Origin of the sequence: Amycolatopsis sp. 195334CR (assembly GCF_017309385.1) — a bacterium.
GTDB lineage: Bacteria > Actinomycetota > Actinomycetes > Mycobacteriales > Pseudonocardiaceae > Amycolatopsis.
The window spans coordinates 1380474-1398395 of the sequence record NZ_JAFJMJ010000003.1; the positions used below are offsets into that span (position 1 = coordinate 1380474).

Sequence of the window (17922 nt, forward strand, 5' to 3'; positions counted from 1 at the left end):
CGCGCACCTTCCGCGTTTGCCGATGAAACCCGGCTGGCTGAGTGTGGGCCTCGAACGGGTGGGCTGGGCGGGAGAGGGGTGCGGCGCCCTGACGGCGGTAGTTGGGTGGTTCCCAGCGAACCGAGGCCGTCTGGAGGCAGCATGCGCGGAACGAGGACAGGGCTGGCGATATTGGCGCTCGCCACCGTCGCCACAGCGGGAGTGCCCGCGATCGCCCAGCAGGCGCCTGCCTGGGCGCCCTGTCCCCCCGGGTTCGGCAGCAAGCTCGAATGCGCCGAGATCTCCGTGCCCCAGGACTACGACGCCCCCGACGGACCCCAGATCAAGATCGCCCTCTCCCGGCACAAGGCGACCAGTCCGAACAAGCGCGGCGTGCTGCTGCTCAACCCCGGCGGCCCCGGGTCGAGCGGGCGCGCGATGCCGCAGTCGGTCGGCGGGCTCGCCCCGCGCGGGGTGACCGACCACTACGACCTGATCGGCTTCGACCCCCGCGGCACCGGCGCCAGCACCCCGGTCTCCTGCGAGCTCACCGCCGAGCAGCAGGTCGGCACCAAGCTCATCCCCTACCCCGCGCCCGACGGCTCGATCACCGAGAACCTCGCGTACGCCGAGCAGGTGGCGAAGCAGTGCGCGAACAGCGCCGACATCCCGCACGTCACCACCGCCAACACCGCCCGCGACATGGACCGCATCCGCGCCGCGCTCGGTGAGGAGAAGATCTCCTACTTCGGCGGCAGCTACGGCTCCTACCTCGGCGCCGTCTTCACCACGCTCTTCCCGGACCGCAGCGACCGCGTGGTGCTCGACGCGGTGGTGGATCCGACGGACGTGTGGCGCCGCGTCTGGCAGTTCTGGGGCCTGGCCAACGAGGAACGCTTCGAGGACTTCGCCGGCTGGGCCGCCGCCCGGCACGGCACCTACGAACTCGGCGAAACCCCGGAAGCGGTCCGCGAAACCTACTTCGCCCTGGTCGCCAAGCTCGACGCCACCCCGCTGACCACCAGCGGATCACCGTTGTCCGGCAACGACTTGCGTGCCGACACCCGCGGTGCGCTGTACGGCGACGAGAGCTTCCCGTCACTGGCGAGGCTGTGGCAGGCGGCCAAGCTCGGCGATCCGGCGAAGGCCGCTGAGGCCCGCCAGATGCCCGACGAGTCGCAGTCCTTCCCCGCCACGCTCTGGTCGATCGCCTGCAACGAGTCGGACTGGCCGCGCGAGCCGAAGCTGTACCAGCGCGAGGTCGACCGCGACCGCAAGCTCTACCCGATCACCGGCGGCATGCCGTCGAACGTCTGGCCGTGTGCTTTCTGGCCGCACCAGCCGGAGCAGCCGGTCGAGGTCGCCGACCGCGGCCAGCCGACCGTGCTGCTCCTGCAGAACCTGCGCGACCCGGCGACCCCGCTGCCCGGCGCGCTGGCCATGCGCAAGTCCCTCGGCGACCGCGCCCGCCTCGTCCTCGCCGACCAGGGCGGCCACGGCACCTACCTGACCACGCAGAACGCGTGTGGTTCCAACGCCGCCACCTCGTTCCTGGTGCACGGCACGCTGCCCGAGAAGGACGTGTTCTGCGGCCCGGAGACCGCGGTCCCGGACGCCAGGGTGGCGTCCGGCCCGCAACGCGACGAACTGGTCCGCGACCTCCGCAGTGGTCAGTTCCCGTTCTGAGTGGTTTTCGGCAGGTAGCGGCGGTGCACGTTCTCCTTGCTGGACGCGCCCGCCTGCCAGTCGGTGATCCACGGGCCGGTGCCCTCGCTCGCGTCGAGCACGCCTTGCTCGAGCCAGGTGTACCGGCCCTTCAGCGTGCGCCCGGCGATCTTGTGGTCGACATCGTCGGTGTTGTCCCACAAAGCGCCGAACAACGCCTCGACCCGCAGCCGGGACTGGCGGCAGAAGGCGTCGGCGAGTTCGTAGGCCGCTTCGCCCTCTTCGCGGTTGATCCCGCGCTGCATCTCCGCGCGCACGCACGCCGCCGACATCGCGAACAGCTCGGCGCCGATGTCGACGATCCGCCCGAGGAAGCCCTGCCGCTTCTCCAGCCCGGCCTGCCAGCGCGCCATGCCGTAGAACGTCGACCGCGCGAGCTTGCGCGCGGTCCGCTCGACGTAGCGCAGGTGCCCGGCCAGCGCGCCGAACTCGGCGTACGAGGTCGGCACCTGGCCCTTGCCCGCGACCAGTTTCGGCAGCCACTTCGCGTAGAACCCGCTCGCCTTCGCGGCGGCCTTCGCCTTGGCCTTCAGCTCGGCGTCCGGGTCGGCGAGATCACCCGCCGCGGTGAGGTGCGAGTCGACCGCCTCCCGGGCGATCAGCAGGCGCATGATCTCCGAGGAACCCTCGAAGATCCGGTTGATCCGCAGGTCGCGGACCAACTGCTCGACCGGCACCGCCCGCTCCCCGCGCGCGGCCAGCGACTCGGCCGTCTCGTACCCGCGACCACCGCGGATCTGCATCAGCTCGTCCGCGATCAGGCACGACACCTCGCTGGCCCACAGCTTCGCCAGCGCGGCCTCGATCCGGATGTCGTTGCGGCCCTCGTCGCTCATGTGGCCGGACAGGTCGAGCACCGCCTCCAGCGCGTACGAGGTCGCCGCGATGTAGGAGATCTTGTTCTCCACCGCGCCGTGCTGACCGACCGGCTTGCCCCACTGGACCCGCTCGCCCGACCACTCGCGCGCGATCTTCAGGCACCACTTCGCCGCACCGGCGCACATCGCCGGAATGGACAACCGCCCGGTGTTCAGCGTGGTCAGCGCGATCTTGAGCCCGTCGCCCTCGCGGCCGACCACGTTCTCCTTCGGCACGCGCACCTTGTGGAACCGGGTCACGCCGTTCTCGATGCCGCGCAGGCCCATGAACGCGTTGCGGTGCTCGACGGTGATCCCCGGCGAATCCGCCTCGACGATGAACGCGGTGACCCCGCCGCGATGGCCCTCGCTCTTGGGCACGCGGGCCATCACCACGACGAGTTCGGCGACCACGCCGTTGGTGGTCCACAGCTTCACGCCGTCGAGTTCGTACGCCTCGCCGCCGTCGACCGGGACCGCCGCGGTGGCCAGGCGCGCCGGGTCCGAGCCGACGTCGGGCTCGGTGAGCAGGAAGGCGGTGACCGCGCCCTTCGCGCACCGGGGCAGGAAGCGCTGCTTCTGCTCGTCGGTCCCGGCCAGCTTGAGCGGTTCGGGCACGCCGATGGACTGGTGCGCGGACAGCAGCGCACCGATCGTCGGGTGCACCGAGGCGGCCATCATCAGCGCGCGGTTGTAGGCGAACTGGGTCAGCCCGAGCCCGCCGTAGGCCTCGGGGATCTTGATGCCGAAGCAGCCCAGCTCGGCGAAGCCCTTGACGAACTCGTCCGGGATGCGGGACTCGCGCTCGATGACCGTGCCGTCGAGGGTCTCGCAGTAGGCGCGGAGCTGGGTGAGGAACCGGTCCGCCTTGGCCTCGTCCTCGGCCGAAGGCAGCGGGTGCGGGTGCACCAGGTCGAGGCGGAACCGGCCGAGGAACAGCTCCTTGGCGAAGGAGGGTTTCTGCCAGCCGCTCTCCCTCGCCTCCTCGGCCACCGCGCGGGCTTCCTTCTCCGTCACCTTCGGTTGGTCGGCCACGACAGCCTCCCCTTCCTCGAATCGACGAGTCCCGTCAAGTCACATCCGGAAACTGTGACCAGTGTTACCCATCAGTAGTGAAAGGGAAACCGGCAGGCGGGCTACGTTACTGAAGAGTTCGACCAGATCAGGAGGTACGGCGGATGACCATGGCGGAGCTCCCCCGCCCGCTCGCGTTCGTGCTCGGGGGCGGCGGCAGCCTGGGCGCGATGCAGGTCGGCATGCTGCGGGCGGTCACCGAAGCGGGGTACCGGCCCGACCTGGTGGTGGGCACCTCGGTCGGTTCGCTCAACAGCGCGGTGCTCGCGCTCAAGGGCGACGACCAGGCCGAACGCCTGGAGCGCATCTGGACCAGGATGACCCGGCACGAGGCCTTCCCCGGCGGGGTGTTCAGCCAGGTCCGGACGCTGCGGCACAGCGGGACCAACCTCTTCCCGAACACCGGGCTGGCCGCGATCGTCGACGAGTACCTCGGCGAGGGCACCACCTTCGAGGACCTGGCGCTGCCGCTGGGCGTGGTGACCACGGACGTGGAGACGGCCGAGCCGCGGCTCATCCGCTCGGGCGAGCTGCGGCCCGCCCTGCTGGCCAGCTGCGCCATCCCGGGCATCTACCCGCCGGTCGAGCACGAGGGCAGGCTGCTCTACGACGGCGGGCTGGTGGCCAACGTGCCGATGCGCCAGGCGATCTCGATGGGCGCGAAGTCGCTGGTGGTGCTCGACTGCGCGTTCCCAGGCCAGCTGCCCGCCCGGCCGCAGACGCTGGCCGAGGTGGTGATGTTCACCGCGATGATCAGCATGCGGAACCAGGCGGTGCTGGAGGCGCCGCTGGCCGCGGCCGAGGTGCCGGTGGTCTACCTGCCCGGCCCGCCACCCGTGCGGGTGAGCCCGCTCGACTTCCGGCGGACCGGTGAATTCACCGCACTCGCGTACGAATCGGCCAAAAAGCACCTCGACGGCCTTTCCGTGAATGGTCCAGGGCTTTACGGTGTGCCCGGCCTCGCCACGCCGTGACCGCGTTCTCCGGTACTTTTGACAGCAAGGGAAATCCACTGCGTCAATTCTTAAAAAAGAGATCACATGCCACCCAAGAAGTCTTTACTCTTGCTGCCGCTGGCCGCGGTGCTGCTGCTTTCCGCGTGCTCGGCCGGTGATTCCGGCGGGACCACCGGCGGGGCCGCCGAACCGGCACCGGGGCAGCCGGTCGTGCGCATCGAACCGGCGGGCGGGCACGACCTCAGCCCGGTCACGCCGATCACCGTGCACACCGAGAACGCGGGGCTGACCGAGGTGACCGTGGCCAACACCGCGCGGGGGACGCAGGTGAAGGGCACGCTCGCGCCGGACCACCGCAGCTGGACCTCGGCCGAACCGCTGGGTTACGGCGCCGGCTACACGATCACCGCGAAAGCCGTTGACCAGCAAGGGAAACCGGTCGAGCAGCGGGCGGAGATCAGCACCCTGACGCCGAAGCAGCAGGCCGAGCCGAACCTGATCCCGGCGCCCGGCGCGGTGGCGCAGGGCGGGATCGGGGTCGGGCAGCCGATCGTGTTCCAGTTCAGCCAGCCGGTCAAGGGCGACGCCGCGAAGGCGACCGTGGAGAAGTCGCTTTCGGTGGTCTCGGAACCGGCTCAGGAGGGCGGCTGGTACTGGATCGACGACAACAACGTGCACTACCGGCCCAAGGAGTACTGGCAGCCGGGCACCACGCTGAAAGTGGCGGCGAAGGTGTACGGCGTCGATTTCGGCGGCGGGGTCTACGGCGCCCAGGACCGCGAGGAAACCTACCGGGTGCACGATTCCTGGGTGGCCAAGGCGGACGGCGGCACCGAGCAGATGCAGATATTCCACAGTGGAGCGCTGGTGAAGACCATGCCGATCTCGATGGGCAAGGACGCCACCCCGACCCACCTCGGCGCGCACGTGATCTCGGAGAAGCACGAGAGCTACACGATGGACTCGTGCACCTACGGCGTCTGCCAGGGCTCCCCCGGTTACTACCGGACGCAGGAGAAGTGGTCGCTCCGCATCTCGAACGACGGTGAGTTCGTGCACGAGAACCCGAACAGCGTCGGCCAGCAGGGCAGCTCGAACGTCTCGCACGGCTGCATCAACCTCAACGCCGAGAACGCCAAGTGGTTCTTCGACAACCTGGGCCTCGGCGACGTGGTCGAGGTGACGAACTCAGGCGGCCCGCAACTCCCCGTGTGGGACCTCTACGGCGACTGGGCCGTGCCGTGGGACCAGTGGGTGGCGGGCAGCGCGCTCCACTAGGGACGGTCGACGGCGTGTCCGCGCGTGGCCAGCACGACGGTCAGCACCAGCAAAGCGCAGACACCCGCGGTGAAGTGGATCGGTGCCGGGCTGAAGGTCGACGCCAGCACCAGCACGCCGGCCACCGGGAAGCCGATCGCGATCGGACGGCATTCGTTCGACGGCCCCACGTGCAGCAACCACACGCTGAACAGGAACAACGCCACCGGGATCGTGGTGGCCAGCGCGGTCGGCACGCCGCCGATGTGCGCGGTGTGCGTGTCGTAGTCGACGGCCACCTCGATCCCGGCCCCCAGCGCGGCCAGCGACGCGAAGATCACGTAGTGCCCGTAGCCCCAGGTGAGCGAGGCCCGCAGGGTGGTCATGCGGAGGTGCCCCGGCTGGTCGAAGTAGAGCCACCACAGCGCGAACACGATGACCAGCGCGGCCACCGCCAGTGAGATCAGCGGGCCCGCGTGCCCTTCGGCGATGGCCTCGCGGAAGGCGTTGGTGGAACTCAGGATCGTCTCGCCGAGCACGATGATGGTGAACAGCCCGTACCGCTCGGCGATGTGGTGGCGGTGGTAGTGGGTGCCGTGCGCGCGTTCCGCCCACACCGGGGTGGCCACCTCGACCAGCATCAGCACCACGAACCCGGGCAACTGCACGCCTTCGGGCAGGAACAGCCAGAGCACCCAGCCGAGCTGCGCGACCACGATGCCCGCCGCGTACCGCAGCGAGGTCGGGCGGCAGTCCACATCGGACCTCGCCGCCCGCAGCCACTGGGTCACCATGGCCAGCCGCATCACCACGTACCCGCCGACCACCACGTCGAACTCGCCCTCGAAGGCACGCGGGACCCCGGCGGCCACGACCAGGCTGCCGGCGATCTGCACCAGCGTGGTCAGCCGGTACGGCCCGTCGTCGGTGTCGAAGGACGACGCGAACCAGGTGAAGTTCATCCACGCCCACCAGATGGCGAAGAACACCATCAGGAAGCTCAGCACGCCTTCGCCGATGTGGTTCTCCGCGATCCCGTGGTGCAGCCCGACCGCGGCCTGCGCGACGGCCACCACGAAGCAGAGGTCGAAGAGCAGTTCCAGCGGGGTCGCGACGCGGTGGGGCTCCTCGGTGTCCCTGGCGCGCATCGGCCGGTGCCAGACCCTGACGCGGTTGTGCGGACGCTGCCGTTCCTCCGTGGTCACGCCCCGGGATCGTACTGGAGTGAGCCCGGGTTCTCCCCTTCCCGAGCTCACCCCAGCGAGTCCTCCGCGCGTGCTACCCGATGCGGGTGGCGACGCTCCCAGCGGCCACCGTGCGATCCCCCGCGGCCGTCGGCGACGAGCGCCTGGGAGCTGGTCCCGGATGCGCGTCCGGGTCCGATCCGGCACAGGTGCCTGACCGGAATTGCCACACTGGGTAGCTGATTTCCCCTCACGAAGGTGTCCAGAGCCTTCCATAGTTGCTCTGCGTAGCGCCATTAGCTGACCGGCATGTCACCCGGATGGGCTATCCACGAATACGCTCGGCTCCTCGTTGACTGCGACGCGCCGCCGTCGCAGCTCGAAGATGCCCAGTCCGAGGGCGACCGCGGTGAGCGCGGCCGCGCACCCCATCGACACCGCCAGCGCCACCGGGTAGTCCTCACCCGAACCGGTGACCACGGCGTGGAAGATCGAGGCGAGCAGCGCGGTGCCGATCGCCGTCCCGATGCGCTGACCGGTCTGCAACGCACCCCCGGCCACCCCGGCCATCCTGGTCGGCACGCATTCCAGGGTGAGCGTGGTGTTGGGCGAGATCACCATGCCACCGCCGAGGCCGCCGATCAGCAGCGGCAGCGCCACCGCGAGCCCGGCGTGCGCCGGGAACAGCAGTACCGCCACCCCCGAGCCGACCATGCCGACCACCACCATGGTCAGCCCGGTCACGGTCAGCCCGCGGCCCCAGCGCTCGACCAGCCTGCCCGCCACCACCGACGAAACCGCCGAGCCGACCGCGAACGGCGTCACCGCGAGCCCCGACTCCAGCGGTGTGTACCCCAGTCCCTGCTGGAAGAACATCGCGAAGACCAGCCAGATCCCGGTGAACGCGCAGAAGTAGACCGAACCGAGGGTGGCGCCGCTGGTGAACCCGCGCACCGTGGTGAACAGCCGGACGTCCAGCAGCGGCGCCCGCTCCAGCCGCACCAGGCGCCGCTCCCACCAGACAAAAAGGACACCGAGCACCACCGCGACCGGGAACATCCACCACAGCGAGCCCAGCCCGCCCTGTTCGGCCTCCATCACCGGGAACAGCACCCCGGCCACCGCCAGCCCGAGCAGCAGCGCGCCGACGAAGTCCAATTCGGACTTCAGCCCGCGCAGGCGCCGCGGTGACTTGGGCAGCAGCTTGGCCGCGAGCACCAGCGCCAGCGCGCCGATCGGGATGTTCACGAAGAACACCCACCGCCAGCCATCCGGATCCCCGAAGGCGGCCAGGATCACCCCGCCCAGCACCGGCCCGACCGCGGTGGACAGGCCGACCGTGGCGCCGAACATGCCGAACGCGCGCCCGCGTTCCGGACCGGCGAACAGCTCCTGGATCAGGCCGGTGTTCTGCGGGGTGAGCAGGCCGCCCGCCATGCCCTGCAGCAGCCGGGCCAGGATCAGCAGCACCTCGGTCGGCGCGAACCCGGCGAGCGCGCTGGTCAGCACGAACGCGGTGAGCGCGAAGAGGAACATCCGCCGCCTGCCCAGCGCGTCGCCGAGCCTGCCGCCGGCGACCAGCACCAGGCCGAAGGTCAGCGCGTAGCCGGACACCACCCACTGCATGCCACCCGCCGACGCACCGAGGTCGCGCTGCATCGACGGCAGGGCCACGTTCACGATGCTGACGTCGAGCAGCACCATGAACCCCGCGGTCAAGGTCACCGCGAGCGCCTTCCAGCGACGGGGATCGGGTTCGACGCGGTGACTGGCCTCGGCTGTACTCACCCGTCCATCGTCGCGCGGATCACCGCCCCCGGCTCGCCAAGGGTCACGTGTTGGCGGTGATCCCCTGGATGCTCTTCAGCTCACCCATCAGCATCGAGCTGACCCGCACCGGGTAGTCGTCCAGCGCGTACATCCGCGGTCCCTGCTTGCCCATCAGCTTCAGGTGCGCCGGGGTCTCGCCCTTGTGCGCCAGCAACGTGGACTTCAGCTCGCTGACCACCGACTGGTCGAGCTTCTCCGCGGCGACCAGCAGCACCAGCGGCGGCTCCTCGTCCCCGACCGCGGCGTCGGACAGGTCCAGCGGCACCAGCCCGCCGCCGAACACCGACATCTTGTCCTCGCGCCAGTTCACCCGGCCCTTGACCAGCACCGCGTTGTCCTCGATCAGGTCGGCCGCGAAGATCGCGTAGGACTTGGGGAAGAACAGCACCTCCAGCGAGGCGTCCATGTCCTCCACCGTGCAGATCGCCCAGGGCTCGCCCTTCTTGTTGACCCGCCGCTCCAGCGACGTGATCAGCCCGGACACCACGATCTCGCCTTCCTTCGGCGGGTCCGCCAGAATCGCCGCGATCGGCCGCTTCGCGTGCTTGCGCAGGATCCGCTCGGCCCCGTCGAGCGGGTGCGCCGAAACGTAGAGCCCCAGCATCTCCCGTTCGTAGGAGAGCAGCTGCTTGCGCGGGTACTCCTCGTCGCTGAACTTCAGGTGCGCCAGCGGGGAGGACGCCGCCGCGGCCGCCGCGTCGTCCGGCTCGTCGCCCATCGGCCCGAACAGGTCGAACTGGCCCATCGCCTGCTGGCGCTTGAGCGGCACCACCGCTTCCACGGCTTCTTCGTGCGCCTGCACCATGGACAGCCGGGTGTTGCCCATCGAGTCGAACGCCCCGGCCTTGATCAGCGACTCCAGCACCCGCTTGTTGCAGGCCACCAGCTCCGACTTGTCCAGGAAGTCGGTGAACGAGGTGTACTTGCCCTTCTCCTCGCGGGTCTTGATGATCGACTCGACCACGTTCGCGCCCACGTTGCGGACCGCGCCCATGCCGAAGCGGATGTCGTCCCCGACGGCCGCGAACCGCTGGGCCGACTCGTTGACGTCCGGCGGCAGCACCTTGATCCCGAGGCGGCGGCATTCGGACAGGTAGATCGCGGACTTGTCCTTGTTGTCCCCGACCGAGGTGAGCAGCGCGGCCATGTACTCCGCGGTGTAGTTCGCCTTGAGGTACGCGGTCCAGTACGAGATCAGGCCGTAGGCGGCCGCATGGCTCTTGTTGAACGCGTACCCGGCGAACGGGAGGATCGTGTCCCAGAGGGCCTTGATCGCCTCGTCGGAGAACCCGCCGGGCACCAGGTCGCTGGCCTTCATCCCGGCCTCGAAGCCCTCGAACTCCTTCTCGAGGACTTCCTGCTTCTTCTTGCCCATCGCGCGGCGGAGCACGTCCGCGCGGCCCATCGAGTACCCGGCCACCTTCTGGCCGATGTGCATGATCTGCTCCTGGTAGACGATCAGGCCGTAGGTGTCGGCCAGGATCTCCTTCAGGGGCTCGTCGAGCTGCGGGTGGATCGGTTTGACCTTCTGCCGGTTGTTCTTCCGGTCGGCGTAGTCGTTGTGCGCGTTCATGCCCATCGGGCCGGGGCGGTACAGCGCGCCGACCGCGACGATGTCGTCGAACAGTGTGGGCTGCATGCGGCGCAGCAGGTCGCGCATCGGGCCACCGTCCAGCTGGAACACACCGAGCGTGTCCCCGCGGGCGAGCAGCTTGTAGGTCTCCGGGTCCTCGACGCCCAGGGTGTCGAGGTCGATGTCGACCCCGCGGTTGGCCTTGATGTTGTCGATCGCGTCGCCGATGACGGTCAGGTTGCGCAGGCCGAGGAAGTCCATCTTCAGCAGGCCGATGGCCTCGCAGGACGGGTAGTCCCAGCCGGTGATGATGGAGCCGTCGTCGCGCTGCCACAGCGGGATCGCGTTGGTCAGCGGCTCGCTCGACATGATCACCGCGCAGGCGTGCACGCCGGCGTTGCGGATCAGGCCTTCGAGGCCGCGGGCGGTCTCGAAGATGGTGGACACCTCGGAGTCGGTCTCCACCAGCGCGCGCACCTCGGCCGCTTCGCCGTAGCGCTCGTGCTCGGGGTTGACGATGCCGGACAGCGGGATGTCCTTGGCCATGATCGGCGGCGGCAGCGCCTTGGAGATCTTGTCCGCGATCGCGTAGCCGGGCTGTCCGTAGTGGACACGGGCGGCGTCCTTGATCGCCGCCTTGGTCTTAATGGTGCCGAAGGTGATCACCTGGGCGACCTTGTCCACGCCGTACTTGTCGGTGGCGTAGCGGATCATCTCGCCGCGGCGGCGGTCGTCGAAGTCGATGTCGATATCGGGCATCGAGACGCGCTCGGGGTTGAGGAACCGCTCGAACAGCAGCTTCTGCGGGATCGGGTCCAGGTTGGTGATACCGAGCACGTAGGCGACCAGCGAACCGGCGGCCGAACCACGGCCGGGGCCGACCCGGATGCCCACGCGCCGGGCGTAGTTGATCAGGTCGGCGACGATCAGGAAGTAGGCCGGGAAGCCCTTCCCGATGATGACGTCGAGCTCGACCTCGATGCGCTCCTGGTAGCCATCGGGCGCGCCTTCGGGGAACCGCCACTTGAGGCCGCGCTGGACCTCCTCGCGCAGCCAGGTGCCCTGGTCGTAGCCGTCGGGGACCTCGAAGAACGGGAGGCGGTCCTTGTGCGCGTAGACCTCTTCGTAGGACTGGACGCGCTCGGCGATCAGCAGCGTGGAGTCCGCCGCGCCCGGGACCTCGGTGTCCCAGTACGACCGCATCTCCTCCGCGGACTTCAGGTAGTAACCATCACCATCGAACTTGAACCGGTTCGGGTCATTGAGCGTCTTGCCCGCCTGCACACACAGCAACGCACTATGCGTATCCGCCTGATCCCGCGTGACGTAGTGCGAGTCGTTCGTCGCCAGCGGCCGGATCCCCAGCTGCTTGCCGATCTCCAGCAAACCCTCACGCACCGACCGCTCGATCGGCAACCCGTGGTCCATCAACTCCAGGAAGAAGTTGTCCGGCCCGAAAATATCCTTGTAGTCCGACGCGGCCTGGATCGCCTCGGCCTTCTGCCCCAGCCGCAACCGAGTCTGCACCTCACCCGACGGACACCCCGTCGTGGCGATGATCCCCTCGTGCAGCTCGGAGATCAGCTCCCGATCCATCCGCGGCTTGCGGTAATACCCCTCAAGACTGGCCAGCGACGACAACCGGAACAGATTGCGCAACCCCTGCGCGTTCTCCGCCAGCATCGTCATATGCGTGTAGGCGCCCCCACCGGAGACATCGCCACCCTCACCGAACTCATCAGCCCCACGCTGGTTCGACTGCCCCCAGAACACCGGCTTCTTGTGGAACCGCGACTCCGGCGCCACATACGCCTCGATCCCGATGATCGGCTTGATCCCGGCCTTGCGCGCCTGCTGGTAGAACTCATCCGCCCCGTACATGTTGCCGTGGTCGGTCATCCCCACCGCCGGCATCTCCAACCGAGACGCCTCGGCGAACAACGGCGCGATCTTCGCCGCACCGTCCAGCATCGAGTACTCGGTGTGCACATGCAGATGGACAAAAGAGTCCTTGGACACCAGCGAAAACCTCCCCTGAACACCAACCGGCCACGACCGTCACCCGGGGGATCCACCCTAGTCCAGCCGACGCCCCAGCGCTCCAGCGACACCCCAGACCCAAACCCCTCAGAATAGGGCGCGCCCCTGCCACGAACCCGCCCTCGGCTGATCATTTTGAGCCCGGCTCCCGGCAGCCGCCCGGCCACGAAGATCCCTAGTGACCCAGCTCACCCGTCCGGTCGCCCAAGATCCACCCCGCCCGGCCCGCACCCCAGCTCAACGCGGAAATCCAAGGCCCCCAAGCCAAACCGGCCGGTCTGCCGCCGTTCCCCCGTCCGCTTGACAACGCCGAGCGCGCGACCGCACCATCACCCCTCGTGAACCTGTCAGACAGCCAGACAGTCGGACATACCGCCCAGCGGATGACCGCGATGGAGGCGGTGCTCGCCGGGCTCCGCGCCGCCATCGAGGGCGGAGAGTACGCCGTCGGCGGCAAGCTCCCGTCCGAGGCCGCGCTGTCGGCGGAGTTCGAGGTCAGCCGCTCGGTGGTGCGCGAGGCACTGCGCGCGCTGCAGGCACTGGGGCTGACCGTCTCCCGGCCCGGCAAGGGCACCTTCGTCGCGGCCGCGGGCCCGGTGGAGAACCCGATCTTCGGCGACTACTCGGCCCGCGACCTGTTCGAGGTCCGCAGGCACGTGGAGATCCCGGTGGCCGGGTACGCGGCCCTGCGCCGCGGCCAGGACGATCTCGACCTGCTCGAACACCTCCTCGACAAGATGGGCGCCGAAACCGACAACACCGGCTGGGTGGCGCTGGACAGCCTGTTCCACATCACCATCGCCCAGGCCTCGGGCAACCCGGCCTTCAGCAAGGTCATCGAGGAGATCCGCGACGCGCTCTCCCGCCAGTCGAGCTTCCTCAACCAGCTCGGCGACCGGCAGGCCGAGTCCAACGCCGAGCACGCCGAAATCGTGCGGGCCATCGCCGACGGGGCCGAGACGGCCGCCGTCGAGGCGATGACCCGCCACCTCGACAACGTCGAGCGAACGCTCGAAACCATCGTGCGCAAAGACGCGCACCGACCCTCGGAGCACCCGTGACGGACCAGATCCTGCAGCCCGCGACGGCGGCGGCCGAAGAACCGGCCGACGCCGGGGACGCCGGCTACAGCAAGGCGCTCAAGCCGCGGCACATCAGCATGATCGCCATCGGCGGCGCCATCGGCACCGGCCTGTTCCTCGGCGCGGGCGGCAGGCTCGCCCAGGCCGGCCCGGCGCTGGCGATCGCCTACGCCATCTGCGGCCTGTTCGCCTTCTTCGTGGTCCGCGCGCTCGGCGAGCTGATCCTGCACCGCCCGTCCTCCGGCGCGTTCGTCTCCTACGCCCGCGAGTTCATGGGCGAGAAGGGCGCCTTCGTCGCCGGCTGGATGTACTTCCTCAACTGGGCCACCACCGGCATCGCCGACATCACCGCGATCGCGTTGTACGCGCACTTCTGGAGCTTCTTCACGCCGATCCCGCAGTGGGTCCTGGCGCTGGTCGCGCTGGCCATCGTGCTGGTGCTGAACCTGGTCTCGGTGAAGCTGTTCGGCGAGATGGAGTTCTGGTTCGCCATCATCAAGGTGGCCGCGCTGGTGCTGTTCATGATCATCGGCATCGTGCTGCTGGTCACCGGCGACCCGATCAACGGCACCACGCCCAGCGTCAGCCTGCTCGGCAGCGAGGGCGGCTTCCTGCCCAACGGCCTGCTCCCGCTGGTGCTGGTGATCCAGGGCATCGTGTTCGCCTACGCCTCGGTCGAGCTGGTCGGCGTGACCGCGGGTGAGACCGCCGAACCGGCGAAGATCATGCCGAAGGCGATCAACTCGATCATGTGGCGGATCGGCGTCTTCTACGTCGGCTCGGTGGTGCTGCTGGCGATGCTGATGCCGTGGAGCTCCTACACCAAGGGCGAGAGCCCGTTCGTCACGGTACTGTCGAACATCGGCATCCCGGCCGCCGGCGACGTGATGAACCTGGTGGTGCTGACCGCGGCGATGTCCAGCCTGAACTCCGGGCTGTACTCCACCGGCCGCATCCTGCGCTCGATGGCGGTGGCCGGGTCGGCGCCGAAGTTCACCGGCGTGATGAACCGCAACCACGTGCCCTACGGCGGCATCCTGCTCACCGCGGCGGTCTGCGTGCTGGGCGTCGGCCTCAACTACGTGGTGCCCGCGGACGCGTTCGAGATCGTGCTGAACTTCGCCGCCATCGGCATCCTGTCCACCTGGGGCATCATCATGCTGTCCCACCTGCTGTTCTGGCGGAAGACCAAGGCGGGCCACCTGCAGCGGCCGTCGTTCCGGCTGCCCGGGTCACCGGTCACCGAGATCGTCACCCTGGTGTTCCTGGCCAGCGTCGTGGTGCTGATGTGGTTCGACGAGCTGGGCAGGCTGACCCTGATGTCGCTGCCCGCGATCGTGCTCGCGCTGGTGATCGGCTGGTTCGTGGTCCGCAAGCGGGTCGACACCACCAAGGCGCTGAACGAGGGTGGGCAGTGACAAACCACGTTCCCCTGCTCCACGTCCTGCGCGACGGCCTGGTCGAGAGCGTCCACTTCGGTTCCGTGGTGGTGCTCGGCCCGGACGGCGAGGTCCGCTTCGCAACTGGTGACGTGGAATCGCCAGGTTATCCCCGCTCGGCGGCAAAACCGCTGCAGGCGGTGGCGATGACCAGGCTCGGCCTCGACCTGCCGGACGATCTCCGCGCACTGGTCGCGGCCAGCCACTCCGGTGAGGACTTCCACCTCGCCGGGGTGCGCCGCATCCTCGGCGACGCCGGGTGCACCGGGGCGGACCTGCGCAACCCGGTGGACCTGCCGTACGACCCGCACATCCGGGACGCCTGGCTGGCCGCCGGGCGCCCGGCCAGCAAGCTCTCGCACAACTGCTCCGGCAAGCACGCCGCGATGCTCGCGGTCAGCCGCGACCACGGCTGGTCCACAAAGGACTACCTGAACCCCGATCACCCGTTGCAGCGCGAGATCGCGAAGGTGGTCAGCGAGCTGTCCGGGGAGCGGATCGCGAAGGTGGCGGCCGACGGCTGCGGGGCCCCGCTGTTCTCGATCTCGCTGCTCGGGCTGACCAGGGCGATCGGGCGCATCGGCGCGGCCGATCCGGAGACCGCGGAGGGCGCGGTCGCGCACGCGATCCGGCGGCACCCGGAGATGGTGGCCGGGACCCGGCGCGACGTGACCAGGCTGATGCGCGCGGTGCCCGGGTTGATCGCGAAGGACGGGTTCGAGGGCGTGCAGGTGGCCGCCCTGCCGGACGGCTCGGCGCTGGGCGTGAAGATCGCCGACGGGGGCGACCGCGCCCGGCTGCCGGTGACGCTGGCCGCGCTCGGCGTGCTCGGCGTGGAGACCGGGCTGGACCGGGACCCGGCGCTGCGCGTGACCGGGGAGCTGGCACTGGCTCCCGTCGCGTAACCGATCTCGGCAATCAGCGCAACCTCAGCACCCGTTCAGCGCAAGTGTGGAATCGTTGGTGGGTACCTGGTTTGGGTGATTCTTCCACCGGGTAACCCCGACGACTTGCGTGTTTCGTTCGACAGCTGAGGAGCCCGGCGGTGAGTTCGGCGGACCACACGTTGCCGCGGTTCGACCTGCCCGCTTTCGCCGAGGAGCCGGTGAGCCCGGCTCTGGTGGGCGGGCGGTACCGGCTGCTGTCGAAGACCGGGGCGGGCAGCAGCGCGGTGGTGTACCGGGCGCTGGACCTGGTGACCGAGCAGGACGTGGCGGTGAAGCTGTTCCACGCGGGGATCGCCGGCCGGGACTTCCTGCGCCGGGAGCGCGAGTTCCGGGTGCTGGCCGATCTGCGGCACCCCGGCCTGGTTGAGTTCCGCGATTCGGGGTTCGACCTGGACCGGGCGTACCTGGTGATGCGCCTGGTGGAAGGCCCGACGGTGGCGGGCCGCATCCTGTGCGGCCCCCTGTCGGTGCGGGAGACGACGCAGCTCGGGATCGGGGTGGCGGAGGCGCTGGCGTACGTGCACTCGCGCGGGATCACCCACCGCGACCTGAAGCCGGCGAACGTCCTGCTCGCCGAAGACCGCCCGCTGCTGACGGACTTCGGGCTCGCCCACCGCCTGGGCAGCAGTGATCTGACCGCCAGCGGAGCGGTCGTCGGCACCGCGGCGTACATGGCCCCGGAGCAGGTGCGGGGCAAGGAGGTCGGCCCGCCCGCGGACATCTACGCGCTGGGTTTGATCTTGTTGGAGTGCCTGACGGGCTACCGCGAATACCCCGGGGCGATGGTGGAGTCCGCGCTGGCCAGGCTGACCAGGACGCCGGAGATCCCGGACTTCGTGCCGCCGGCGCTCGCGGTGCTCCTGACGCACATGACCGCCGAGTCCGCGGCCAACCGGCCGACGGCCGCCCAGATCGCCGCCGAACTGACCACCATGGCGGCGGCCGATGAGACCACGGTCCTCCTCCGCCCGGTAGCCACGGGCGCCGCCGTCGCGGACCTCGCGGCCGCAGACACCCCGGCAGAAGTGCCCGAGCGGTCGGAGGGCCCCGCCTCCCACTTCCCGAACGCGTCCGAGTGGTCGGAGGGCCCCGCCTCCCATTCCCCGTCCCCGGCGGCACCCGAGCGGTCGAAGGACCCTGCCGCTCATTTCCCGGCGGCGAGTGACCCGTCGCAGGTGGATGCGCCAACCAGGATTCTGCAGCCGGTGACCACCCCCGCCGCGACGAACGCGGGAGGCGCCAAGGGCGCCGCAGTAGAGACCGCGACCAAACAGCTGCCGGTGGCCAAGGGGGCCGCGGCGGAGGCCGCGACCAAGCAGTTGCCGGTGCTGGAGCCGCGCAGGCGGCGGAGAAGGTTGCTGCTCTCGGCCGTCCTGCCCACCGCGGGCGTGGCGCTGGCCGGCCTCTTCACGCTGAACTCCGACCCCCAGGGCCTCCCGACCACCCAAGCTCCGAACACGACCCCGCCCCCACCGGCCGCCACGGCACCGGCCACCCCCATCGCCACCGCGACGCTCGTGCCCATCGGCGGCCACCCCACCGGCGGCTCCCAGCAGCACCAGGGCCAGGTCGTCAACAAGGAGTCCAAGGCCAAGCCCGCCAACCAGGGCAAGGAGAAGAACCCACCCCAAGCCCCCGACGCCCCCGGGAAGAGCAACGGCAAGCCCCGCAACTGACCCGGGCCACGCTGCTCGCCCCAGCCATGAAAGAGCGTGGTCCCGAACCAGGATCAGAGCCACGCCTCTCGCTCCAGATATGCAGAGAGCGTGGCCCCGGACCAGAGCTGGCTCCGGTGCCACGCTTCCCGCTTCCAGACATACAAAAAAGAGCGGGGCCCGAGCCATGTCCTGGCTCAAGCCCCGCTCTCTTCTCAAGTTAAGTTCGGCGGCGTCCTACTCTCCCACACCCCTTCGAGTGCAGTACCATCGGCGCTGGCAGGCTTAGCTTCCGGGTTCGGAATGGGACCGGGCGTTTCCCCA

General features: G+C 69.5%; 11 protein-coding genes and 1 rRNA gene. 7 read left to right on the forward strand and 5 right to left on the reverse strand.

What is annotated here, in order from left to right; all coding sequences use genetic code 11:
• Positions 1 to 141: 141 nt before the first annotated feature.
• Complete coding sequence (locus tag JYK18_RS43680; protein WP_242584048.1) at positions 142 to 1665, forward strand: alpha/beta hydrolase; 1524 nt, start codon at positions 142 to 144, stop codon at positions 1663 to 1665.
• Here JYK18_RS43680 and JYK18_RS43685 read toward each other — a convergent pair.
• Positions 1650 to 3596 carry an acyl-CoA dehydrogenase family protein gene (locus tag JYK18_RS43685; protein WP_206809895.1) on the reverse strand — a complete coding sequence of 649 codons (1947 nt, stop codon included), beginning with the start codon at positions 3594 to 3596 and terminating at the stop codon, positions 1650 to 1652. The two genes, JYK18_RS43680 and JYK18_RS43685, sit on opposite strands and share 16 nt — an antisense overlap.
• A 143-nt stretch (positions 3597 to 3739) precedes the next feature.
• Here JYK18_RS43685 and JYK18_RS43690 point away from each other — a divergent pair, with 143 nt between their 5' ends.
• A complete protein-coding gene (locus tag JYK18_RS43690) occupies positions 3740 to 4609 on the forward strand; it encodes a patatin-like phospholipase family protein (RefSeq protein WP_206809897.1) in 870 nt (289 codons plus the stop codon).
• Positions 4610 to 4675: 66 nt separating this feature from the next.
• Positions 4676 to 5869, forward strand: a complete 1194-nt coding sequence (locus tag JYK18_RS43695) for an Ig-like domain-containing protein (RefSeq protein WP_206809899.1) — start codon at positions 4676 to 4678, stop codon at positions 5867 to 5869.
• On the opposite strand, the gene JYK18_RS43700 is transcribed toward JYK18_RS43695, so the two are convergent.
• From JYK18_RS43700 to dnaE, 3 genes are all read right to left on the reverse strand, one after another.
• A complete protein-coding gene (locus JYK18_RS43700) occupies positions 5866 to 6996 on the reverse strand; it encodes a low temperature requirement protein A (RefSeq protein WP_206810082.1) in 1131 nt (376 codons plus the stop codon). The genes JYK18_RS43695 and JYK18_RS43700 overlap by 4 nt on opposite strands.
• Positions 6997 to 7344: 348 nt before the next feature.
• The gene (locus JYK18_RS43705) at positions 7345 to 8820 is read right to left on the reverse strand and encodes an MFS transporter (RefSeq protein WP_307796338.1); all 1476 of its coding nucleotides are present in this window, start codon (positions 8818 to 8820) and stop codon (positions 7345 to 7347) included.
• Positions 8821 to 8863: 43 nt separating this feature from the next.
• Entirely contained in the window at positions 8864 to 12454 is a 3591-nt protein-coding gene (gene dnaE / locus JYK18_RS43710) for a DNA polymerase III subunit alpha (protein WP_206809901.1), read from the reverse strand.
• A gap of 413 nt (positions 12455 to 12867) precedes the next feature.
• Here dnaE and JYK18_RS43715 point away from each other — a divergent pair, with 413 nt between their 5' ends.
• The 4 genes from JYK18_RS43715 to JYK18_RS43730 all read left to right on the forward strand — a co-directional run bounded on the left by JYK18_RS43715 (position 12868) and on the right by JYK18_RS43730 (position 17619).
• Entirely contained in the window at positions 12868 to 13536 is a 669-nt protein-coding gene (locus JYK18_RS43715) for a FadR/GntR family transcriptional regulator (RefSeq protein ID WP_206810084.1), read from the forward strand.
• Positions 13533 to 14975, forward strand: a complete 1443-nt coding sequence (locus JYK18_RS43720; RefSeq protein WP_206809903.1) for an amino acid permease — start codon at positions 13533 to 13535, stop codon at positions 14973 to 14975. The genes JYK18_RS43715 and JYK18_RS43720 overlap by 4 nt, the downstream gene beginning before the upstream one ends.
• The gene (locus JYK18_RS43725; RefSeq protein WP_206809905.1) at positions 14972 to 15901 is read left to right on the forward strand and encodes an asparaginase; all 930 of its coding nucleotides are present in this window, start codon (positions 14972 to 14974) and stop codon (positions 15899 to 15901) included. Before JYK18_RS43720 ends, JYK18_RS43725 begins: the two co-directional genes overlap by 4 nt.
• 140 nt (positions 15902 to 16041) lie before the next feature.
• Positions 16042 to 17619, forward strand: a complete 1578-nt coding sequence (locus JYK18_RS43730; protein WP_206809907.1) for a serine/threonine-protein kinase — start codon at positions 16042 to 16044, stop codon at positions 17617 to 17619.
• A gap of 203 nt (positions 17620 to 17822) precedes the next feature.
• Here JYK18_RS43730 and rrf read toward each other — a convergent pair.
• A 5S ribosomal RNA gene (rrf, locus tag JYK18_RS43735) occupies positions 17823 to 17922 on the reverse strand; the annotation flags it as partial.